The organism is Roseobacter sp. AzwK-3b, assembly GCF_000170875.1.
GTDB lineage: Bacteria > Pseudomonadota > Alphaproteobacteria > Rhodobacterales > Rhodobacteraceae > Roseovarius > Roseovarius litoreus.
In genome coordinates this window covers 362,809-385,248 of record NZ_ABCR01000001.1, presented here as the reverse complement: position 1 = coordinate 385,248, position 22,440 = coordinate 362,809, and the positions used below count along the sequence as shown (strand labels likewise).

At 64.0% G+C, this 22,440-nt stretch carries 20 protein-coding genes; 13 read left to right on the top strand and 7 right to left on the bottom strand.

The features are described 5' to 3' along the window. Positions 1 to 14 precede the first annotated feature (14 nt). Together RAZWK3B_RS01675 and deoC are read right to left on the bottom strand one after the other, a co-directional pair. The gene (locus tag RAZWK3B_RS01675; protein ID WP_007811635.1) at positions 15 to 2,363 is read right to left on the bottom strand and encodes an aldehyde dehydrogenase family protein; all 2,349 of its coding nucleotides are present in this window, start codon (positions 2,361 to 2,363) and stop codon (positions 15 to 17) included. A gap of 36 nt (positions 2,364 to 2,399) precedes the next feature. Beyond that, positions 2,400 to 3,389: a deoxyribose-phosphate aldolase gene (deoC, locus tag RAZWK3B_RS01670; RefSeq protein ID WP_007811632.1), complete on the bottom strand. Its 990-nt coding sequence runs from the start codon at positions 3,387 to 3,389 to the stop codon at positions 2,400 to 2,402. Between the two features lie 168 nt (positions 3,390 to 3,557). On the opposite strand from deoC, the gene RAZWK3B_RS01665 reads away from it, so the two are divergent. The 4 genes from RAZWK3B_RS01665 (at position 3,558) to RAZWK3B_RS01650 (ending at position 7,574) form a co-directional block, all read left to right on the top strand. Continuing rightward, entirely contained in the window at positions 3,558 to 4,535 is a 978-nt protein-coding gene (locus RAZWK3B_RS01665) for a metal ABC transporter solute-binding protein, Zn/Mn family (RefSeq protein ID WP_007811630.1), read from the top strand. Between the two features lie 3 nt (positions 4,536 to 4,538). Then, positions 4,539 to 5,336 carry a metal ABC transporter ATP-binding protein gene (locus RAZWK3B_RS01660; RefSeq protein WP_007811629.1) on the top strand — a complete coding sequence of 266 codons (798 nt, stop codon included), beginning with the start codon at positions 4,539 to 4,541 and terminating at the stop codon, positions 5,334 to 5,336. A gap of 112 nt (positions 5,337 to 5,448) precedes the next feature. Further along, complete coding sequence (locus RAZWK3B_RS01655) at positions 5,449 to 6,648, top strand: metal ABC transporter permease (RefSeq protein ID WP_007811627.1); 1,200 nt, start codon at positions 5,449 to 5,451, stop codon at positions 6,646 to 6,648. Next, positions 6,645 to 7,574: a metal ABC transporter permease gene (locus RAZWK3B_RS01650; RefSeq protein ID WP_037294779.1), complete on the top strand. Its 930-nt coding sequence runs from the start codon at positions 6,645 to 6,647 to the stop codon at positions 7,572 to 7,574. The genes RAZWK3B_RS01655 and RAZWK3B_RS01650 overlap by 4 nt, the downstream gene beginning before the upstream one ends. Before the next feature lie 99 nt (positions 7,575 to 7,673). On the opposite strand, the gene RAZWK3B_RS01645 is transcribed toward RAZWK3B_RS01650, so the two are convergent. Together RAZWK3B_RS01645 and RAZWK3B_RS01640 are read right to left on the bottom strand one after the other, a co-directional pair. Further along, a complete protein-coding gene (locus RAZWK3B_RS01645; protein WP_007811621.1) occupies positions 7,674 to 8,402 on the bottom strand; it encodes a 2-dehydro-3-deoxygalactonokinase in 729 nt (242 codons plus the stop codon). A 9-nt stretch (positions 8,403 to 8,411) separates the two neighbouring features. Beyond that, on the bottom strand, positions 8,412 to 8,828 hold the full coding sequence (locus RAZWK3B_RS01640) for a protein tyrosine phosphatase family protein (RefSeq protein WP_007811618.1): 417 nt from the start codon (positions 8,826 to 8,828) through the stop codon (positions 8,412 to 8,414). Between the two features lie 127 nt (positions 8,829 to 8,955). On the opposite strand from RAZWK3B_RS01640, the gene RAZWK3B_RS01635 reads away from it, so the two are divergent. Both RAZWK3B_RS01635 and RAZWK3B_RS01630 read left to right on the top strand, forming a co-directional pair. Further along, positions 8,956 to 12,552 (top strand): hydantoinase B/oxoprolinase family protein, encoded by a 3,597-nt coding sequence (locus RAZWK3B_RS01635; RefSeq protein WP_007811617.1) that lies wholly within the window; start codon positions 8,956 to 8,958, stop codon positions 12,550 to 12,552. Between the two features lie 606 nt (positions 12,553 to 13,158). After that, positions 13,159 to 13,446, top strand: coding sequence for a sll1863 family stress response protein (locus RAZWK3B_RS01630; RefSeq protein WP_007811616.1), 288 nt, complete (start codon positions 13,159 to 13,161; stop codon positions 13,444 to 13,446). A gap of 71 nt (positions 13,447 to 13,517) precedes the next feature. Here RAZWK3B_RS01630 and RAZWK3B_RS01625 read toward each other — a convergent pair whose 3' ends face one another. The 3 genes from RAZWK3B_RS01625 to RAZWK3B_RS01615 all read right to left on the bottom strand — a co-directional run bounded on the left by RAZWK3B_RS01625 (position 13,518) and on the right by RAZWK3B_RS01615 (position 16,792). After that, positions 13,518 to 14,867: an aminotransferase class III-fold pyridoxal phosphate-dependent enzyme gene (locus tag RAZWK3B_RS01625; RefSeq protein ID WP_007811615.1), complete on the bottom strand. Its 1,350-nt coding sequence runs from the start codon at positions 14,865 to 14,867 to the stop codon at positions 13,518 to 13,520. 753 nt (positions 14,868 to 15,620) lie between these two features. Continuing rightward, positions 15,621 to 16,349, bottom strand: coding sequence for a DUF4145 domain-containing protein (locus RAZWK3B_RS20065; protein ID WP_007811613.1), 729 nt, complete (start codon positions 16,347 to 16,349; stop codon positions 15,621 to 15,623). Between the two features lie 146 nt (positions 16,350 to 16,495). After that, positions 16,496 to 16,792 carry an SCP2 sterol-binding domain-containing protein gene (locus RAZWK3B_RS01615; RefSeq protein WP_007811611.1) on the bottom strand — a complete coding sequence of 99 codons (297 nt, stop codon included), beginning with the start codon at positions 16,790 to 16,792 and terminating at the stop codon, positions 16,496 to 16,498. Positions 16,793 to 16,947: 155 nt separating this feature from the next. Between RAZWK3B_RS01615 and RAZWK3B_RS01610 the strand changes: the two genes are divergently transcribed. From RAZWK3B_RS01610 to RAZWK3B_RS21775, 7 genes are all read left to right on the top strand, one after another. After that, positions 16,948 to 17,826, top strand: a complete 879-nt coding sequence (locus RAZWK3B_RS01610) for a LysR family transcriptional regulator (protein ID WP_007811610.1) — start codon at positions 16,948 to 16,950, stop codon at positions 17,824 to 17,826. A gap of 92 nt (positions 17,827 to 17,918) precedes the next feature. Then, positions 17,919 to 18,737, top strand: a complete 819-nt coding sequence (locus tag RAZWK3B_RS01605) for a putative hydro-lyase (RefSeq protein ID WP_037294778.1) — start codon at positions 17,919 to 17,921, stop codon at positions 18,735 to 18,737. 31 nt (positions 18,738 to 18,768) lie between these two features. After that, entirely contained in the window at positions 18,769 to 19,800 is a 1,032-nt protein-coding gene (locus tag RAZWK3B_RS01600) for a TRAP transporter substrate-binding protein (protein WP_007811606.1), read from the top strand. Positions 19,801 to 19,841: 41 nt separating this feature from the next. Continuing rightward, positions 19,842 to 20,390, top strand: coding sequence for a TRAP transporter small permease subunit (locus RAZWK3B_RS01595; protein ID WP_007811603.1), 549 nt, complete (start codon positions 19,842 to 19,844; stop codon positions 20,388 to 20,390). Further along, positions 20,387 to 21,670, top strand: coding sequence for a TRAP transporter large permease (locus RAZWK3B_RS01590; RefSeq protein ID WP_007811601.1), 1,284 nt, complete (start codon positions 20,387 to 20,389; stop codon positions 21,668 to 21,670). Before RAZWK3B_RS01595 ends, RAZWK3B_RS01590 begins: the two co-directional genes overlap by 4 nt. 10 nt (positions 21,671 to 21,680) lie before the next feature. Beyond that, on the top strand, positions 21,681 to 22,151 hold the full coding sequence (locus RAZWK3B_RS21780) for a 5-oxoprolinase subunit PxpA (protein WP_007811599.1): 471 nt from the start codon (positions 21,681 to 21,683) through the stop codon (positions 22,149 to 22,151). After that, entirely contained in the window at positions 22,064 to 22,438 is a 375-nt protein-coding gene (locus tag RAZWK3B_RS21775; RefSeq protein ID WP_286131755.1) for a LamB/YcsF family protein, read from the top strand. The genes RAZWK3B_RS21780 and RAZWK3B_RS21775 overlap by 88 nt, the downstream gene beginning before the upstream one ends. Positions 22,439 to 22,440 lie beyond the last annotated feature (2 nt).

Here is a 22,440-nt window from a genome sequence, read left to right as displayed (position 1 = left end):
GTTTCGCACAGGTGTCAGGCGCCGTAAGGCAGCCAGACCGTCTTGATCCGCGTCGCCTGCTCCAGAAAGTCGCATGCCTCGCCCTGTGGGCCGAACCAGTCGCGCGCCATGGTGTTGTTCACCCATGTCCGCTTGAGGCTGTCGGCGCTGTCGGCCTCGATCTGCCCCGACAGATCGGTCGACGAAAAGCACCATAGCGCATCCAGATCGGTATGCAGCGCCAATGTCGGCGCCAGATCGGCATGACAGCCGGTCAAGACGTTCACCACACCGGGCGGTATGTCCGAGGTTTCAAGAAGCTGGACAACATCCAGCGCCACCAGCGGAAACGCCTCGGACGCGACAAGCACCGCGCGGTTGCCCATCGCAAGGATCGGCCCCAGCACAGACACCAGCCCCAGAAGCGGCGCCTCGTCCGGGCAGATCGCGCCGATCACGCCCACCGGTTCGCGCAGCGCCAGCGTCATGCTCGGCTGTGGCACATCCAGAGCGCGTCCAGCGAACTTGTCCGCGCGCGCGGCCCATGTGAACAGCCGCGAAATCGTGGTCTCCACCTCGGCCATGCCTTGGTCTTCACCGGTCAAGTCGTTGATAAGGGTTGAAAAATAAAGCATCCGGGCTGACAGGTTCTCGGCCATGAAATACAGGATTTGCGCCCGGCTGTGCCCGCTGCTGCGGGACCAGCCCGAAGCGCCCCGCGCCGCCTCGACCGCGTTGCGGATGTCCTTGCGCCCGGCGACCGGCGCATGACCCAGAAGCCTGCCCGTGCGGTCATGCACCGCCCGGCTATAGCCGCCATCGGGCCGCACCTGCTTGCCCCCGATATAGAGCTTTCCGGTGCGGTCGATCAGCGGCTCCGCCGCTGTCGGCGCGTCTCCTGTGTCTTCGAATGGCTCGACCGGGCGCAAGGGCGCCCCGAAAACATTCGGTTGCGTATAGTCCCGAAGCCCCTCCCATCCGCCATCCCGGCCAAAGCCGCTTTCCCGCATGCCGCCAAAGGGGGCTGCCGCGTCGAACATATTGGCGCCATTCACCCAGACCACCCCCGCTTCGAGCCGCCGCGCCACCTCGAGCGCCCGCCCGATGCCTTCCGACCAGACCGACGCCGCCAGCCCGTACCGGGTGTTGTTGGCCATCTGCACGGCCTCGTCTACGGTTCGGAACGTGGCCGAGACCAGAACCGGCCCAAAGATCTCGTCCTGCATCAAGGGGTCCGACGGGGCGAGGCCGGTGATCAGAGTGGGCGCGTGATAACACCCCTCCGGCACCGCGCCGGCGGTGAACACCTCGCCGCGTGACCCGGCGATCATGTCGGCCACCTGGTCGCGTTGAACAGGGTGCACCATGGCGCCGATATCGGTGGTCTTGTCCATTGGATCGCCGACGCGCAGCTTTTCCATACGCTTGCGTATCTTATCATGCAGCCGATCGGCGACGCTCTCCTGCACCAGAAGGCGCGAGCCGGCACAGCAGACTTCGCCCTGATTGAACCAGATCGCATCCACCAGCCCTTCGACCGCGGAATCGAGATCGGCATCGTCGAACACCAGATAGGCGGACTTGCCCCCCAGCTCGAGCGTGAGGGCCTTGCCACTGCCCGCGGTCACTTCGCGGATGCGGCGGCCCGTGGCGGTCGATCCGGTAAAGGCGATCTTGTCGATGCCGGGATGCGCGGTCATCATCTCGCCCACCTCCGCGCCGCCGGTCACGATATTCACGACACCGGGCGGAAGCGCCGCCTGCTGGCAGATATCGGCGAAGAGAAGCGCTGTCAGCGAGGTCCATTCGGCGGGTTTCAGCACCACGGTATTGCCCGCCGCAAGCGCCGGCGCCACCTTCCAAGCCAGCATGAGCAAAGGGAAATTCCACGGGATGATCTGCCCGCAGACCCCGATCGGCGCGCGGTCCGGCATGTCCGATTCCATCAGCTGCGCCAGCCCCGCATGGTGATAGAAATGCCGCTGCGCCAGCGGGATATCGACGTCGCGCGCCTCGCGGATCGGCTTGCCATTGTCCAGCGTCTCGAGCACGGCAAAAAGCCGCGCGTGTTTCTGCAAGAGCCGCGCCAGCGCATAAAGATACCGCGCCCGCTCATGCCCACCAAGCGCGGCCCAACCCGGCAAGGCGTGCCGCGCGGCCGCCACCGCAGCATCCACATCCTGTGCGGTGGCCTCGGTCAGCGTGGCCAGAACCTCGCCTGTCGCGGGGTTCATGGACTCAAGCCCGTTGCCCGGTTCGGTAAAGCCGCCGTCGATGAACAATCCAAAGCGGTCTCCCTTGTCCACCAGCCAGGCCAGCGCCTCGGCGGCGCTCTCGGGGGCATTTCCATACGGCATCGTCTGGTATAGCTCTCTGACGGTCATGCGTGTCGTTCTCCCGGCCTTGCGCGGCGCTTTCCTCTAGGCCAGCCCATGCCGCCAGCCTGCCGAATAGGCGCCTGTCACATGATGCTCGAGCTGGCGCTCGATATCCCCCAACAGGGACGAGGCGCCAAACCGGAACAGATCCGGCTCGAGCCACCGGTCGCCCAGTTCTTCCTTGACCATCACCAGCCAGTTGAGTGCGTCCTTGGCCTTGGATATGCCGCCCGCCGGTTTCATGCCCACCCTTTGACCGGTGCGCTCGTGATAGTCCCGGATGCAGCGCAGCATCACCAACCCCACGGGCAGGGTGGCATTGACCGGCTCCTTGCCGGTGGACGTCTTGATGAAATCGGCCCCCGCCATCATCGCCACCAGCGAGGCGCGCGCGACCTGACCCAGATCGCCAAGCTCTCCGGTGGCAAGGATCGCTTTCATATGCGCGGAACCACAGGCCTCGCGGAACCGGCGCAGCTCGTCATGCAGCGCGCCCCAATCGCCCTCCAGCACATGCCGGCGCGAAATGACGATGTCGATCTCCTGCGCCCCGGCGGCGACGCTTTCCTCGATTTCGGCCAGTCGCAGGTGCAACGGCGACAGCCCCGCCGGAAACCCGGTCGAGACCGCCGCAACCGGGATGCCCGAGCCCTCCAGCGCCTCCAGCGCCGGGCCGATCATCTCGTGATAGACACAGACCGCGCCCACCTGCAGCCCCTCCATGCCAATGGCCTGCAGCAGATCGGCGCGCACTGGCTGGCGGGCCTTGGCACATAGCCTGCGCACCCGCGCGGCGGTGTCGTCCCCCGACAGCGTCGTAAGGTCCATGCAGGCCACCGCCTTGCACAGCCACGCGGCCTGATGCGCGCCCTTGACGCTGCGCCTTGTCGGCAGGGTGACGGAGCGGCGCGCGACCGCAGCATTGTTGATCCGCACCGACCGCACCCAGCCCAGATCCAGCGCGCAGCCCTCGTTTCGCGGCCCGATGGGTTTGGGCGCGAGACTGGCGTGATCCTGTCCGAGGGTCTTCATGGCTGATCCGGGAAAAACATGACGATGTCGACAGCGTTACACGGCACTACGGGCTTGGCAAGCGGGCCCGATTATACTCCTGCAAATGAGAATAATTATCAAGTGCATTGACAGACCCACACCCCCGCCTCATATTCACAGGCGATGATCCACAGGAGCATGACTGCCATGACGACCATGACGACCATGACACGCCGCCGGATGATCGGGGCGTCCGCCACGGCCCTTGCCTTTGCCGCGCTGCCCGGCCACGCCCGGACCGCACCGCTTTCCGTTGTCGCCACCACCGGCATGATCGCCGATGCCGCCCGCAACGTGGGCGGCGATCTGGTGACCGTGCAGGCCCTGATGGGGCCGGGCGTCGATCCGCATGCCTATCGCCAGACCCGCAGCGACATCGTGGCGCTCACCCGCGCCGATGCGGTGCTCTGGCATGGTCTCTATCTCGAAGCGCAGCTCGAAGAGCTGCTGGTCGATCTGTCTTCTCGCGGCAAGGTCACCGCGGTGGGCGAAACCGTGCCTCAGGAGCTGCTGATCGCGCATGAGGACTATCAGGGCAAGTTCGACCCGCATGTGTGGATGGTCCCTGCGCTTTGGGCGCATGTGGTGACGGGTGTGCGCGACGCGCTGAGTGCCGCGGCCCCCGATCACGCCGCCGTCTTCGACGCGAACGCGCAAGACCATCTGGATCAGATCGCCCGCCTCGGCAGCTATGCGCGCGAGGTGCTGATGACGGTGCCCGAACCCTCCCGCGTTCTGTTGAGCGCCCATGACGCGTTCGGCTATTTCGGCCGCGCCTATGGGTTCGAGGTGATCGGCATTCAGGGCATCTCGACCGAATCCGAGGCCGGCCTGAACCGCATCGGCACGCTTGTCGAGCTACTGGTCACCCGCGATATCCGTGCGGTCTTCGTCGAAACCTCGGTCTCCGACCGCAACATGCGCGCCCTGATCGAAGGGGCCGCCGCGCGTGGTCACACGGTCGCCATCGGCGGCGAGCTGTTCTCGGATGCGATGGGGCCGCCCGACACCTATGAAGGCACCTATATGGGCATGATCGACCACAACGCCACCACCATCGCCTCGGCGCTCGGCGGCACGGCCCCCGCCCGTGGCATGGACGGCAGACTGAGCGCGGGGCTCTAGACAATGCAGCTTGAACTCGCCCGCCTCGACGGCCAGGCGCCGGGCACCGCCACCACGCCACAGGACAGCCCCTTGGCGATTCGCGGGCTGACCGTCTCCTATGGCGAAAAACCGGCGGTCTTCTCGGTCGATGCCACGTTCCGGCCCGGCTCGATGACGGCGATCATCGGCCCCAACGGCGCGGGCAAATCCACGCTCCTGAAATCCGCCCTCGGCATCGTGACGCCGCTTTCGGGTCAGGTGACCTCTTGGGGCCGCCCCCTGAACAGCCAGCGCCACCGCATCGCCTATGTGCCGCAACGCGCCAGTGTCGACTGGGATTTTCCCACCCGTGTGCTCGATGTGGTGCTGATGGGGCTCTACCGTGATCTGGGGCTTCTCGGCCGGGTCCGCACGCGGCATCTGGAAAAGGCCATGTCGTGCCTCTCGCGGGTCGGCATGGAAGGGTTTGCCGACCGCCAGATCGGCCAGCTCTCGGGCGGTCAGCAACAGCGGGTCTTCCTCGCCCGCGCCCTCGCGCAGAGCGCCGATCTCTACCTTCTCGACGAACCGCTCGCCGGGGTCGACGCGGCCACCGAGAAAGCCATCATCGCGGTTCTCAAGGAGCTGCGTGCCTCCGGCTGCACGGTGATCGCCGTGCATCACGACCTGGCCACCGTGACCGACTATTTCGATCACGTGTTCCTCATCAACACCACCGCCATCGCCGCAGGCCCCGTGGCCGAGGCCTTCACCGCCGCCAATCTGCACCGCGCCTATGGCGGCCGGCTGGCGCAGACCCCTGTCGGACCCGTCGCATGACCGGCGCAACCGTCCCAAACCACGGTATTTGGCGTTTCTTCTGGCCGCAAATATCCCGGGGAGCGCGAGGGGCTGGCCCCTCGCTTCTCCGCCGCTCACCCCGACGCACGGAATGCTGATCGACGCTCTGACCCTGCAACTGGGCTACAATGCCAGCCTCGTGGCGATCGGCGCGGGGCTGCTCGGCATTGCCGCCGGCGCCACCGGCACGTTTCTGTTTCTCGGCAAGCGCGCCCTGGTGAGCGATGCGGTCAGCCATGCGACCCTGCCCGGCGTGGGGCTTGCCTTCATCCTCATGGTGGCGCTTGGTGGCGACGGGCGCAATCTGCCGGGGCTTCTGGCAGGCTCGGCCCTGTCGGCGGGCCTTGGGCTGTTATGCGTGAGCTGGCTCACCCGGCGCACCCGGCTGAGCGCCGACGCCGCCATCGGGGCGGTTCTGTCGGTGTTTTTCGGCGCGGGTGTGGTGCTGCTCACGGTGATCCAGACGATGAGCGGCGGGCGGCAGGCGGGGCTGGATTCCTTCCTGCTCGGCTCGACGGCGGGGATGCTGCGCTCTGACGCGCTGATCATCGCCCTCGGCGGTGCGCTGGTGCTGGCCGCGGTGCTGGTGCTGCGCCGGCCCATGGCCCTCGTGGCCTTCGACGCCGAGTTCGCGGCGGCACAGGGCATGAACGTCAAACGGATCGATCTTGCGATGATGGGGCTTGCGATGGCGATCACCGTGGTGGGCCTCAAGATGGTCGGGCTCATTCTGATCGTGGCGCTGCTCATCATCCCGCCGGTGGCCGCGCGCTTCTGGTCCGAGAGGGTGGACCGCGTGGTGCTGCTCGCCGGTGTGTTCGGCGGTCTGTCGGGCTATGTCGGGGCGGCAATCTCGGCCACGGCGCCTGACCTGCCCACGGGGCCGATCATTGTGATCATGGCCTTCGGGCTTTTTGCGCTCTCGTTGATGGCTGCCCCCGGCCGAGGCGTTCTGGCCGCTTTGCTGCGCCATCGCCGCTTCCAGACGCGGGTGCATCTGCGCCAGGGGCTTCTGGCGCTGGCGCAGGGCCAGCCGATCTATGAACCCCTGACGCTGCGCCTGATGCGGCGCGCGGGCTATGTGCGCGCCGATGGTGTCGCGACCGAGGCGGGGCGCGCAAAGGCCACGCGCGCCGCACTCGACGAGCGCCGCTGGCAGATGCTGCGCGGCGATCCCCGGCACGAGGCCGCCGCCGCCCGCTATGACGGGCTGACCCCGTTGGAACGAGTCCTCACCGCGGACCAGATCACCGAACTGGATCGTGGCCTTGGCCCCGAGGCGGCGCGCTGATGGGTGCGGAATTCGTCTCGCTCTCGCTGACGCCGATGCTCATCGGCATATGCGCCGCCATTGCCTGCGCGCTGCCGGGCAATTTCCTGCTGCTGCGCGGGCAGGCCCTGATCGGCGATGCGATCAGCCATGTGGTGCTTCCTGGGATCGTGCTGGCCTTTCTGGTGACCGGCACGGTGGCGGCCTGGCCGATGATGCTGGGCGCAGGTGCCGCGGCCCTTGTCGCAGTGCTGCTGATCGAGGCGATCCGCCGCCTTGGCCGGATCGAGCCGGGTGCCGCGATGGGTGTGGTGTTCACCGCGATGTTCGCCGGTGGCGTGCTGCTTCTTGAGCAAAGCGATACGTCCCAGGTGCATCTCGGTGTGCAGCACGCGCTTTACGGCAATCTGGAAAGCCTGATCTGGCTGGATGCGACCGGCTGGTCCTCGCTCACCGATCCCGAGGCGCTCCGCGCCCTGCCGCCGGAATTGCCACGGATCGTGCTGACGCTGGGGTTTGTCACGCTGTTCACCGCCATTCTGTGGCGACCGCTGAAACTGTCGACCTTCGACGAGGGTTTCGCCCGCACGCTTGGCCTTCCGGTCCGGGCCTTGAGCCTCGGGCTGGTGATCGTCGCGGCCATCGCGGCGGTGGCGGCATTCGATGCGGTGGGATCGATCATCGTGATCGCGATGTTCATCTGTCCGCCCGCCGCCGCCCGGCTGATGACCGACCGGCTGGAAGCGCAGATCGGCTGGAGCGTGCTTTTCGCGGCCATGTCGGCGGTGCTGGGCTATGTGCTGGCAGGCTACGGCCCGCTTTGGCTGGGTGGGCAGCACGCCATCAGCGCCGCTGGCATGATCGCCACGCTGTCGGGTGTCATCCTCGGGCTGGCGGCGCTCTTTGGGCCGCATCGCCACCGTTCGGGCGCCCCGGCGGACGGCTGAGGCCGCGCCGCAATCCGGCATTCCGCGCGCCTTTGGCAAGTGGCGGAGCGAGGGGCCAGCCCCTCGCGCTCCCTGGGATATTTTGGGCCAGAAGAAACGTCAGGCATCAAGGCTGAATGCCCCGGCAAGCGCCGCCAGCCCGTCCGCGACAAGCTCGGAGGGGGGATGGATCGTCGCGGGGACGCCCTGAGCCGCCAATGCGGTGGCATGGCCGGTGGGATCGTCCGGTGACGTCAGCACCGCCACCTGCTGACCCAGCCAATAGGGCCGCGCCGCGGCCAGTTCCGCGCCAAGAAGATGCCCGGTCAGGGCATCGCTGCGGTGCGAGACCTGAGCGGCCCGTAGATGCGCGGCCAGCCGTTCGGGCCGGCTGAGGCTGTCATCGAGAGCCTCGCGCGAGGGCGGCACCGTGCCGCCAAGCGCCGAGACCAACTGCTGTGTCAGGAAGCTTTGCGCGCTGACGGCCTCGCCCGCGCTCAGATGCAGCCAATGGCTGATATCGCCGTCGATGGCGCAGATCACCCCGTCCCAGCCTGGATTGAGGCGCAGCACCCCGGCGATCCAAAGCCGGACCTGCGCACCGATGACATCCGCAGGACTGACCTGCACGAAGCCCGGCAGGCCATGGCCGCCCTGCGGCAGGATGGCGGCGGGCAGGCTGTCGGGCGGGCCGTCGCCGATATGGAGGATGCGGCCCGCGTCATACGCCAGATGCGCGAGGGCCGCGGCCTCGTCGATGCCCTTGGCATGGCGCAGATGGCGCGCGCCCTCCATCGCATGTGCGGTGACACCGGCATTGTCCCGGCAGATGGCGATCCAGGCGGTCATTACAAGTGCTCAGCGCCGTTCGAGCTGCCGGACGAGGCCCGCCATGTCATAGCCCGCAGCACGGGTCGCGTCCACGATCCGCGCGCCGCCCAACTCGTCGAATTTCGTCAGGCTCCAGAGCATCGTGCAGCGCGTGCCCGAGCGGCAATAGGCCAGGATCGGTCCCGGCATCTCGTCGAGAGCCGCGCGAAAGGCCTCGGCGGCGTCGGGCGTGACCATGCCCGATATGATCGGCACCCAGCGCATCTCGAGCCCGGCGGCGCGTGCCGCCTCGGCCACCTCGTCCTGCAGGGGCTGGCCGTAATCCTCGTGATCGGGGCGGTTGCACAAGATCGAGCGAAAGCCGGCGGCCTTGATCTCGGGGATGTCTTCGGGCGCGATCTGCGGGCTGACCGCGAAGTCTTCGGTGATGCTGCGTATATCCATCGCGCGTCCTCTCTGGCTGGCCGTTCCATATGCGCCCAGATCGCACGCAATTTCAATGCTCCGCCGTCATTGACATTTGCCGGGGTTGCACCAAACCATGTTATGTCAATGACTTAAGGGAACGGTCATGAGAGACGCCTGGGAATTCTGGATCGATCGGGGCGGCACGTTCACCGATATCGTGGCGCTTGATCCGCAGGGTCGCGTGCGAACGCACAAGCTTCTGTCCGAAAATCCCGAGCGCTACCGCGATGCCGCCGTGCAGGGGATGCGCGAGATCATGGGCGTCAAGGGGCCGTTTCCCAAGGGCGCCATCCGCGCGGTGAAGATGGGCACCACAGTCGCCACCAACGCCTTGCTCGAGCGCAAGGGCGAACGCGTCCTGCTGCTCATCACCAGGGGGTTCCGCGACCTTCTGAAGATCGGCTATCAGGCGCGGCCGCGGCTCTTCGACCTGCAGATCACCCGACCGGACCTTCTGTATGTAGAGGTGGTCGAGATGGACGAAAGGCTGGATGCCGACGGTGCTGTGGTGCGGCCGGTTGACCTTGATGAGCTGCGCATCGCGCTGCACGCCGCATATGACAAGGGCATCCGCGCCGTGGCCATCGCCGGGCTGCACGCCTATCTCAACCCCGAGCATGAACGCCGCGCAGCCGATCTGGCTGCCCAGATCGGATTTACCCAGATCACCGCCAGCCATCAGGTCAACCGGCTGGCCAAGCTGGTGGGGCGGGGCGATACGGCGGTGGTCGATGCCTATCTCTCGCCGATCCTGCGGCGTTATGTCGATCAGGTCGAGGATGCCCTGGATCTGGGTCGCGCCTGCGAGGCGCTCTTGTTCATGCAATCCTCGGGAGGGCTGACCGATGCGCGGCTCTTTCAGGGCAAGGATGCCATCCTCAGCGGTCCGGCGGGGGGCATCGTGGGCATGGTCCGCACGGGGCAGGCGGCGGGGCATGACCGGCTGATCGGCTTCGACATGGGCGGCACCAGCACCGATGTCAGCCATTTCGCTGGCGATTTCGAGCGCAGCTTCGACACCGAGGTGGCGGGCGTGCGCATGCGCGCGCCGATGATGGATATTCACACCGTCGCGGCGGGTGGCGGCAGCATCTGCACATTCGAGGATGGCCGCTTTCAGGTTGGTCCCGAAAGCGCCGGCGCCGATCCCGGACCGGCCTGTTACCGGCGCGGCGGGCCTCTGACGGTGACCGATTGCAACGTCATGCTGGGCAAGCTGACGCCCGCGCATTTTCCCGCGGTGTTCGGCCCGGATGGCGACGCGCCGCTCGATCTGGATGCGGTGCGCCGGCGCTTTGCCGAGCTGGCCGAAACCGTCGCGTCAGAGACGGGCGAGGCGCCCCGCAGCCCCGAGGACATGGCCGAAGGCTTCCTGCGCATCGCCGTCGACAACATGGCCAACGCCATCAAGAAGATCAGCGTGCAGCGCGGCCATGACGTCACCGGCTATACGCTGCAGTGTTTCGGCGGTGCGGGCGGGCAGCATGCCTGTCTCGTGGCCGATGCGCTGGGCATGCGCAAGGTGCTCATCCATCCCCATGCCGGGGTGCTGTCGGCCTATGGCATGGGCCTGGCCGAGATCCGCGCCATGCGCGAGACCCAGATGGATGCCCCCCTGAGCCAGATCGACCGCGCCCGTGATCTTGCCGCCACCCTGGCGCGTCGCGCCCGTGGCGAGGTCGAGGCGCAGGGCGTGACCGATATCGACACCGAAATCCGCGTGCATCTGCGCTATGATGGCTCGCATCAGGCGCTCGAGGTGCCTTTTGCCGACGCCTCCACCATGCAGGCCACCTTCGAGGCGGCGCATCGCCGCCGCTTCGGCTTTCACAGCCCCGAACGCGCCATTTTCTTCGACATGCTCAGCGTCGAGGCCATCGGCCGCACCGGCCATGCGCCGATCGCCGATCGCCCCTCGGGCGAAGGCCGGCCCGAGGGCCATGTCCCGGTGCATCTTGAGGGCGCACGCCGCGATGTGCCGCTGTATCACCGCGATGCGCTCGATCCTTCCGCCACCATCACCGGCCCTGCGATCATCACCGAACCCACCGGCACCAACATGGTCGAACCCGGCTGGTCGGCGCGCATCGACCATATGGGCAATCTTCTGCTGGAACGCACCGGGGCCATGTCCCGCGCCCATGCCGCGGGCACCCGGGCCGATCCCGTGCTGCTCGAGGTGTTCAACAATCTCTTCATGTCGGTCGCCGATCAGATGGGCGCCACCCTCGCCAATACCTCGTGGTCGGTGAATATCCGCGAGCGGCTGGATTTTTCCTGTGCGATCTTCGATGCGGCGGGCGATCTGGTGGCCAATGCGCCGCATGTGCCGGTGCATCTGGGCTCCATGTCCGACAGCATCAAGACGGTGATGCGCCGCAATCCCGATCTGCGGCCCGGCGATGCCTTCATGCTCAACTCGCCCTATCATGGCGGCACGCATCTGCCCGATGTCACCGTGGTGACACCTGTTTTCGTGGATGGGGCGCCCGCCTTCTGGCTGGGCTCGCGCGGGCACCACGCCGATATCGGCGGGCGCACCCCCGGCAGCGCTCCGCCCGACAGCACCCGGATCGAGGAAGAAGGCGTTCTGATCGACAATTTCAAGCTGGTCGATCAGGGCCGCCTGCGCGAACACGAGGCCGAGGCGATTTTGTCCTCGGGGCGCTGGCCCTGCCGCAACATCGCGCAGAACATGGCCGATCTCAAAGCCCAGATCGCCGCCAATGAAACCGGGCGGCAGGCCTTGCTCAAGGTGGTCGAGACCTACGGTCTGGACGTGGTGCAGGCCTATATGGGCCATGTGCAGGACAATGCCGAAGAAAGCGTGCGCCGGGTGATCGACCGCCTGCGCGATTGCAGCTTCAGCTATCCGATGGATCACGGCGCAAGGATCGAGGTGGCGATCACCGTCGATCACACCGCCCGCGCCGCGCGGATCGATTTCACCGGCACCAGCCCGCAGCATTCGGGCAATTACAACGCGCCCAAATCCATCGCGCGGGCGGTCGTGCTCTATGTGTTCCGCACGCTGGTGGGGGCCGATATTCCGCTCAACGAAGGCTGCCTCAAGCCTTTGGAAATCGTGGTGCCCGAAGGCTCCATGCTGAACCCCGCCTATCCCGCCGCCGTGATTGCCGGCAATACCGAAGTCAGTCAGGCCACCTGCAACGCGCTTTATGGGGCGCTCGGCGTGATGGCCGCGTCTCAGGCGACGATGAACAATTTCATCTGGGGCAATGACATGTTCCAGAATTACGAGACGATTGCCGGCGGCACCGGGGCGGGGCCGGGCTTTGACGGGTGCGATGCGGTGCAAAGCCACATGACCAACACCCGCATGACCGATCCCGAAATCCTCGAAAAACGCTTTCCCGTCCGTCTTGAGGAGTTCAGCATCCGCACCGGCTCGGGCGGGGCAGGGCAATGGCGCGGCGGTGACGGGGTGCTGCGGCGCCTGCGGTTTCTGGCGCCGGTCACGGTCACGACGCTTGGCTCTCATCGCATTGTGCCGCCTTTTGGCGCAGATGGCGGAGCGCCGGGGGCGACGGGGCGCGATTGGGTCGAATGGCCCGACGGCACCACCCGCGAGATGCAGGGCAATGACGAGATCGACCTGCCCGCCGGGGCCGCCTTCTGCATGGCCACGCCGGGGGGTGGCGGCTGGGGTGTGCCGCCTGACCCGGATCAAGTGTCCTGATCAATGTGAACGGACCAGTTCAGATCGCCGTGATCTCGCCTCATGGTGGAAGGACTGACTCGTTCTGGCCGCTCTCTTCAGGAGATTTTCCCGTCATACGCCGCCTAAAAGGAAGAATGCACAGAGCGGCTATGATACCGTCTGGAGTATCCGTTATATCGCATGTTGGTCCTAACGGAGAGGATCTTAACGAGTTTTCGGACCTCTTGTCCGGTTGGTTTCCTACCCTGTGACCTCTCTGGGCTGGCTGGCGTGTTAATCCCTTGATCGCCATAAGGCCAATCGAGGACCAACGTCGCAAACCGCGAGTATGTGCGGGTCGCGATGAGGTATGGTGGTTTATTTCGAGATTGTAACGAGTGATCGGCCGGCGCATCGCGTCGGCCCTTTTCTGTGTGATATCCCGTTTGCATTGACCACGCCCATTGATGCCCGGCGCTCTCTTTCTTACATCGATTGTACATTGATTGACGAAATGAAGCGTTCCGCCTTTGACCTGAACCATCAGCCAAAGGCGGAGCGCGTACAACGATTGAGCGGAGCACCGCATTTCGCGAAAATCCGTGGTCCCGGTTTTTCGCGAAACGCTTTGAAAGGAGCGATCTCATGGACGAGAAACAAGCATATCAGCAGAAACTCGACGCCAAGCTCGACGAATGGAAAGCGGAAATTTACAAGTTGCGCGCCAAGGCCGAAGGGGCCAGCGCCGACGCCAAGCTGCAATATCACGATCAGATCGACGATCTGAAGAAACGCCGCGACGAGATGGAAAAGGAGCTGGAGAAGATCCAGAACGCCAACGCGGCCGCGTGGAACGATCTCAAGGCCGGCGCCGACAAGGCTTGGGAGGCGATGTCCGACGCCATGAAGGACGCCTGGCGCCGCTTTGGCTGAGGGCATAGGCCCCAATCTGGCGTGGGCGGCCGGGGCACAGACCCGCCGCCCATGCCCCGTCAGTCCCGGTGTCAGGCCGCCGCGAACCCCGCGTCCAGCGCGCTCAGGATGCGGTTCACCTCATCCTCGGTGATGGTCAGCGGCGGCGACATCAGCACGTTATGCGCCCCCAGCCGCACCATCGCCCCCGCCTCATAGGCGGTCTGGTGGATGCGCTTCATGGTGGCCGCGTCCATCGGCGTCTTGGCGTCGCGGTCGCTGACGATCTCGATCCCGGTCATCAACCCGTGCCCGCCGCGCACATCGCCGATGATGTCGTATTTTTCCGCCAACCGGCACACCCCGTCATAAAGCTGCGTGCCGCGCGCCGCCGCATTGGTCTTGGTGTCCAGCCTCAGCGTCTCCGATAGGCACGCCACCACCGCCGCAGCACCCACCGGATGCGCCGAATAGGTATAGCCGTGCCAGATCGCCCCCTCAGGCCCGGCATTCTCGAATACATCGGCCACCTTCTCGCTCAGCAGCGTGGCGCCCACCGGGAAATAGCCGCTGGTGATGCCCTTCGCACAGGTCATCATGTCGGGCTTCACACCCCAATGCCGTGCGCCCGACCAGTCGCCGCTGCGCCCGAACCCGGTAATCACCTCGTCCGAGATCATCAGGATCCCGTATTTGTCACAGATCTCGCGCATCAGCTTCATGAAGCTGGCATCCGGCACGATCACCCCGCCCGCGCCCTGGATCGGCTCCATGATGAAGGCCGCGATGGTGCTGGGATCCTGGAACTCGATCTCGTCCACCGCCGACGCCGCGATCTTCTGCGCCAGCAACTCGGGGTCGATCGCCCCGAACGGGTTGCGATAGGTATAGGGGCTGGGCAGGTGGAAACAGCCCGGCAAGAGCGGCTCATAGGTGATCCGGAACCGGTTGTTGCCATTCACGCTGGCGCCACCGAAATGCGTCCCGTGATAGCCTTTCTTGAGGCTCAGGAACTTGGTCCGTGTCGGCTCTCCGCGCAGCCGGTGATATTGCCGCGACAGGCGTAGCGCGGTCTCCACGCTGTCCGATCCGCCGCTGGTGAAGAAGGCGCGCACCATGCCATCCTCGGCAAAGAACTCCTGCACCGCATAGGACGCCTCGATCGCGGGCGGGTTGCTGGTGCCGGCAAAGGCCGAGTAATAGGGCAGCTTCCACAGCTGGTCCGAGATCGCCTGCTTGATCGCGTCGTTCGAATAACCAAGGTTGACGCACCACAGACCGCCCACCGCATCGACGACGCTATGCCCGTCGATATCGGTGATCTCGACGCCTTGGGCGCTCTTGATGATCTTGGGCGCGTTCTGATGCGCCTCCCCGGGATGGCCCATCGGATGCCACAGGTGGCGGGCGTTCATCTCTCGCAGGAAATTGTCGTCTTTCATCGGAAGGCTCCCTCTGAGGCCTGAGTCGCGGATTTGATCAAACTGTTGCACCCGTGCGGCCCGCCTGTCCAGAGCCCGCGCCGCCCCTGCGTGCCACCCCCGGCCAAAGGCGCCGGAAACTTTGCAAGTTTCCGCCCCGATGTCTTTTCAAGACATCGCCCCGCTCCCGGCCCACCCCGAAGCGCATCATTCCTCTCGCCTTGCCGTCTTCGTTCCTCACGAGCCGCCTCCCCCGGTGGGAGCAACGTCCCTCAACCCAGCCCGCCACCGCCTGTCCGCCCCCCCGGTCAGGCGATAGGGTGACGCAAGCGCGCCGACGGAATGAAGCGATGACACGGCAACCATCAAGCGCCCCGATCCACGGTCGCATTGCCAGCCGACGCCCCACGTCATCCTTCCGCCCAATACCCTCACCCGGCGGAATAGCGGCCTTTAGGCCGCCCGCCACCGCCTGTCCGCCCCCCGGGCAGGCGATTGGCTGACGCAAGCGCATCGACTGAATGATGCGATGACACGGCAGCCATCAAGCGCCCCGATCCAAGGTTATATCGCCAGCCCGCGGACAGGCGAGGGCGGTCTTGTGCTTTGACGTGGAGGGCTTGCCGGGGGGGTGGGGTGATGGGTTGATTTTGGATCGGTTTGACCAGAGCGGCAACTCTGCTATCGACAGAAAAATGCACGAAACAGCAATTGCAAGTTTCCAAAACCTAATTGGTATTTTCTATTCTGGTGCGCGGTTCTAGCAGTAAGCGTTTAAGATTTTATCGCCTGATTTTTCATACGCAAAACGCGTTCAATGGACGCAAGGCAGGACGGACTAAAAACAAACCTAGCCACAAAAAGAAGATCGCTAACCTCATGGTACATCGCCTCGGCGTATCCAGCATAAAGCGTACTATAGCCTTCGAGTGCCTTCTTATCGTCTTGCAAATGCTCAAAACGTGAAAATCTTAGGTTGTGAGCTGCGTGGTTTCTTATGTTTTTTATGGCTACTAAGTCTCTATAGTCTTCGGCTTGGGTCAAGACACCCTTCTCCTTAAGTTGTTGAATTTTCGCACCAAGCGTCTTGCCAACGGCGTCACCTGGAAGCCTTGACCGAATGACTTCCCCGAGCGCGATCTCCAACAAAGCACTCCAGACAAGGACAATGCCACGCGGTGTACCGCGTGAGTTCTCAAGGTTGCCTTCCTGTATCCCTTGCAACATAAGTTTAATGGATTGTTGCGACAGACTTATTTCTCTAGGACTCTTCACGGCACTAGAAATCCGGGCGAAACTGCCCTTCGGGTGACTTTTTCCAAACTCGCCAGCTCTCAGACGTTTGTAGAGGCTTCGACCGTGCGCCTCGCTGTCCGTGGCCATAGCAGTGAACGGTACCTCAATCTTGCAATGATTGAACTTAACGCAACAGTCTAAGCTATCTGGAGCATCCGTCTCACTTATTTTATGAGCAGACTCGATTTCGTAGGGTATCTTGATCATCTCGGGAACATCCTAACCCGTTTGTTTTGTTCTCAGAACAATAAAGCCACTGCAGCCCTAGTCGGTATTAGGCGGATCATGCTATTTGTGTATTTACCTAGCGATCCTATCGGTCGCGATTGAGCCAACGTCAAATCACCCCCCAATCACCCCACCAAAATCCCGCTCACCTTCAGCGCCCGTTGCGCGCTGCCCTCGACCTTGAGCTTGCCGCCCATCACCGCCATCACCGGGTTCTGATCGCCCGACAGGATCGCCCGGAACACCGCGTCGCTGGCGATCAGCGCCACGTCGGCTTCATCGGCCACATCGCAGGCCCGCGCGCCGGTCTCGTCCAGCATCACCGCCCCCTCGCCCGAAATCACCAGTTTCGCCGTCCCGCGCAGCGTGCCGGCCACCTTGGGCGTCAATGCCTCGACATAGTTCTGGATCAACGCGCTCATGGCCTCGTCCCCTGTCTGAAATCCGGACAAGACGTGACCCGGATCAGCGGCTCCGGCAAGCGAAACCTCGGGTCACATCCAGTGCATCAGGACGTCAGCGCCCTGGAACGCTTCAATCGCTTTGCGGCCCGAGTGATCCAATCTATGAATGGGTCATGACATTCGATCAGATCAAAACATTCCTCTGGGTGGCCCGTCTTGGCGGGTTTCGTCGCGCGGCAGAGCGGTTGAACCTGTCGCAACCCGCCATCTCCACGCGCATCGCCAAACTGGAACAAGAGCTGCGGGTGCCCTTGTTCGAGCGCGGCATGGGTGAGTTGGTCCTGACCAAACACGGCACATTGCTGTTGTCCTATGTCGAACAGATGCTGTTCGTCGAGGAAGAGATCAAGCAGCGCGTCGCCAACCCCTCCGAGACCGAGGGCCTGTTCCGCGTCGGCGCCTCCGAGACGATCGCGCAAGCCTGGTTGCCGGATTTCCTCAAGGCGCTCAGCGAACACTACCCCCGGGTGAACGTGGATCTTACGGTGGATATCTCTCTCAATCTGCGGTCATCGCTGCTGGAGCGGAAGCTGGACCTTGCCCTTTTGATGGGGCCGGTGTCGGAATTTTCGGTGGAGAACGTCGATTTGCCGTCTTTTGATCTGCATTGGTACCGCGCCGCCGCCAACACGCAGACCGACCTCACCCAGATCCCGGTCATTTCATACTCCAGCCAGACACGGCCCTACCGTGAACTGATGTCGGAATTGTCGCGCCGGGTGGGGCCGAAATTGCGGGTGTTCACCTCGGCTTCGCTGTCAGCGAGCCTGAAGATGATCGCGGCGGGAATCGCTGTCGGGCCGTACCCCCGCGCGCTGGCGAATGATTTCCTTGCCTCCGGGCAGATCGTGGAATTCGATCCGGGGTTCCGGCCAAAGCCGCTGTCGTTCACGGCGTCCTATTTATCCGAGCCCCGGAGTTTTCTTGTTGAAAAAAGTGCGGACATGGCGCGTGCGGTGGCTGTGGACTGGGACAGGTCGCATCCGAAGTAGATATAAAAAATCTATCACCACAGATATAAAATGATAATTTGATTGAGGGCCTGACGCCATGTGATGCTGAGACGGATAATCGGGGGGCCAGCGTGACCACAACCGCAGTTTCACATAGCGATCTGATTGGCGCCTCTGCCGCAGATGTCCGTGCCGCGATCCGCAGCGGTGCCTATACAGGCCACACGGCCGGGTTGGCGGCTGGAAAGCTGCAATGCAACCTTGCCATTCTGCCGGAGCAATACGCGCTCGATTTCCTGCGGTTTTGTCTGCGCAATCCCAAGCCCTGTCCCATTGTGGGCGTCGGTGACAGCGGTGATGCCACGCTGCCCACACTGGGCCGCGACATCGACATTCGCACGGATGTCGCCCGGTACCGCGTGTTTCGGGGCGGCACGTTGAGCGAGGAAGTCACCGATATTTCGGACGTCTGGACCGCCGATCTGGTGACGGTGGCTTTGGGGTGTTCGTTCACCTTTGAAAATGCGCTGGTGCGGCATGGTATTCCCGTGCGCCATCTGGAAACCGGCCGCAACGTGCCCATGTTCAAATCCAACATCGATCTGGTGCCTGCGGGGCGGTTTGGCGGGCAGATGGTGGTGACCATGCGCCCGATCCCCGCCGAACAGGTTGACGCCACGCGCGAGATCAGCCGCCGTTATCCGCAAGCCCACGGTGCGCCCATCGCGGTCGGCGACCCCGCAACCATCGGCATTTCCGATCTGTCCGCCCCTGATTGGGGCGACGCGGTCGAGATCAGGGACGGTGAAATCCCCGTCTATTGGGCTTGTGGTGTCACCCCGCAGAACGTGCTGCTGGAGGCCGCACTGCCGATCTGCATCACGCATTCGCCCGGTCACATGCTGATCGCCGATGTGGCCGAAGACGCCGAAACAACAATCCTCACGTGAAGACCAAAAAACCAACAAGGAGACGAAGACCATGAAGAAAATGATCCCGATTATCGCCGCAACAGCGGCACTGGCCGCGCCGGCTTATGCGGAAAACCTGTCCGTTGTGGGCAGCTGGTCCGGCCTGCCACTGCACAAGGAATACGAAACGCCGTTCTGGTCCACCACCCTGCCCGAAGCGTCGGGTGGCGCCATCACGGTCGAGCTGACGACCCACAACCAGATGAGCCTTGGACTGGGCGATATCTATCCGCTGCTGGGACAGGGCGTTTACGATGTCGCCATGACCGTGGCCGATTATGCGGTGGCCGACGCGCCCGAGCTTGAAGGGCTTGATGTGCCGCTTGTGGCGCTGACCGCGGATGAGGCGCGCGCCATGGTGGACGCGGCCCGCCCCATGGTCTCGGACATTTACCGTGATCGTTTCAACAGCCACGTGCTGGCCATCGCGCCCTATCCGCCGCAGGTCGTGTTCTGCAACCACGAGATTTCGAGCCTTGCCGATCTCGAAGGTCTCAAGGTGCGCGCATCAGGCCGTATGACCGCCAAACTGCTCGAGGCTCTGGGGGCCGAGGGCGTGAACGTGTCCTTCGCCGAAGTTCCGGGCGCATTGCAGAACGGCGTCGTCGATTGCGCGGTCACCGGTGCAGGCTCGGGCTACAGCGCGGGCTGGTGGGAAGTGTCCACACACCTGTTGCCGATCCCGCTGGGTGGCTGGGATTCGGTGGTCACCGCGATCAACCTGGACAAATGGAACAGCCTCGATGCCGACATGCAGGCGCTGATCACCAGCGAAATCGCCAGCGGCTTCGAAGACCCCGCATGGGACAGCGCGCAGAACGCTCTGGTCAACGACATCGCCTGCCTGACCGGCAATGGCGAGTGCCCGGCGGGTGAGGCACGCTCCATGACCCTCGTGGAGGTGAGTGACGCCGATTTCGCCCGTGCACGCGAGATCCTCACCAGTGAGGTTCTGCCGGAATGGGCCGAGCGCGCGGGCGGCGACTGGGCACAACGCTGGAATGACAGCGTGGGCCAGGTTGTCGGCGTGACAATCAAGTAAGGTCTTGCGACCTTGAGCGACTGACAGGGGACGTACTGAGCATGGAACGCAAGATGATTCACGGCCTTCGGGTGATCAACAGGGGGGTGGCGCTGGCCGTTGGCTTTGGCCTGCTTGCCTGCGCGGCCTTTGTGCTGCTCGATATCATCATGCGCCAAACAGGTGCGTCCCTTGGCGGGACCGAGGAAATCGCAGGTTACGCCATGGCGCTCGCGACCTCGTGGGGCATGTCCTACACGCTGCTGGAGCTGGGGCATGTCCGCATTGACCTGCTGCGGTCACGCTTTCAAAGTTTCGGGCGCGCCTTGATGGATGTGTTTTCGATGATCGTGATGTCCGGTGTGATCATCACCATCGCGATCAAGGCGTGGCCGGTTCTGGAACGTTCCCTGACCATGGGATCGCGGGCCAATACGCCGCTCGAGACGCCGCTCGCCTGGGTTCAGCTTCCCTGGTTTGCAGGCTGGGTCTGGTTTGCGGTCATGTCATGCCTGACAACGCTCGCCGCGCTCAGCCTGCTCATCAAACGCCGCTATGAGGACAGCGAAGCCATGGTCGGCGCCTTTGCCGAGCAGGAGACACTGCAATGATCGGGTTTGTTTCTGTCGGGCTTCTGGGATTGCTGGCCCTGTCCATTCCGGTTGGCATCGTCCTTTTCCTGCTGGGCTTCGGGGTTGATACCTTCTTTTCGAGTTTTCCATTGACGCGCGGTCTGGGCAACATGGTCTGGTCCTCGTCCAATTCCGCGACGCTGATCGCCATCCCGTTTTTCGTGCTGTTGGGAGAAGTGCTTGTGCGCAGCGGGGTCGCCACGCGCACCTATGCCGCGCTTGATCGCTGGGTCAGCTGGCTGCCCGGTGGATTGGTCCATGCCAATGTGGCGACCGCCACGATGTTTTCGGCAACCTCGGGGTCGTCTGTCGCGACGGCAGCCACGGTGGCGACCGTGGCCATGCCACAGGCCGAAAAGCTTGGCTATGATCCCAAGCTCTTTTCGGGGGCGATTGCGGCTGGCGGCACGCTGGGGATCATGATCCCGCCGTCGATCAACCTGATTGTCTATGGCTTCCTGACACAGTCTTCGATCCCGCAACTGTTTCTCGCGGGTCTGATCCCCGGTATCGCGCTGGCTTTGGCGTTCATGGCTGTGACGGCGATCATCTGCACCATTCGCCCGGAGCTGGGCGGTGTACGCCGGACATTCCCGTTTGCGCAGATGCTGCGAGCGCTGGTCGACCTGATCCCGATCCTGATCCTGTTCGGGCTGATCGTCGGGTCGATCTATCGTGGCTGGGCCACCCCAACCGAGGCCGCCGCCGTGGGCGTTGCAGGCGCGTTCCTGATCGCTTTCGCCTTTGGCGGCGTGTCATGGGAAATGCTGAAGAAAAGCCTGACCGGGACCATCAAGATCACCTCGATGATCATGCTGATCGTCATGGGCGCGGCGTTCCTGAATTTCACGCTGGCATCGGCCGGATTGGGCCGCGAGCTGACGGCATTCATGGAAGGGCTGGGCCTGTCGCCCTTGGGCTTCATCCTTGTGGTGGTCGTCCTTTACATCGTGCTGGGCTTTTTCATCGAAACCCTGTCGCTCATGGTGGTGACGATCCCGATCATCGTGCCCATGGTCCTTGTGCAGGGCTATGATGTGATCTGGTTCGGTATCCTGATGATCGTGCTGATCGAAATGGCGCTGATCACCCCGCCCGTCGGTCTGAACCTTTACGTTGTGCAAGGGGCGCGCAAGTCAGGAAGCCTGAACGAGGTCATGCTGGGCGCAATCCCCTACTGCCTGACGATGCTGGCCATGGCGCTTTTGCTGATCGCGTTCCCCAACATCGCGTTGTTCCTGCCCACCACCTTGCAATAGGACTTAGGCCATGCGCATCGACCTGAATTCGGATTTGGGCGAAGGATTCGGCCCTTGGGACATGGGCGATGATGCGCAGATCCTGTCCATCGTCACCTCTGCGAATATCGCCTGTGGCGGTCATGCCGGTGATCCCGAAACCATGTTTCGCACGCTTTCGCTGGCGCATGACAAGGGCGTGTCCGTGGGTGCCCATCCGGGATACGCTGACCCGATCGGGTTCGGACGGCGGGTGATCCCCATGTCCCTGGATGAGATCACGCGCATGTGCGCGGCCCAGATCGGCGCCTTGCAGGGCGTGGCCGCATTGGTTGGCGTGCCGGTGGCCTATGTCAAACCGCATGGCGCGCTGGCGACCTTGCCGCAAGGGATCGTACCGTGGCCGATGCCATCATGGCTGCCGTTCACAGGATCGACCGATATGGCGGTTCTGCGATCTCCGGCACCCAGACCGAACACGCGGCCCGTGCGGCAGGCTTGAGCGTCTATTCCGAGATCTTTGCAGATCGCGGCTATCTGTCATCGGGCCAACTGGTGCCGCGCGACCAGGCGGGTGCCATGATCCACGATGCCGGCGAGGCGGCGGCGCGTCTGGTGTCGTTCCTTGAAACCGGGAGGATGCCCGTGGTCGACGGTGACCCGATCGAGCTTGCGGCGCAGTCGATCTGCGTGCATGGCGACAGTCCCGGTGCCTTGGCGATGGCCCTTGAAATCCGCGATCGGTTGATGGCGCAAGGCGTTCAAATCGCATCTTTCATGGGCACCTGAGG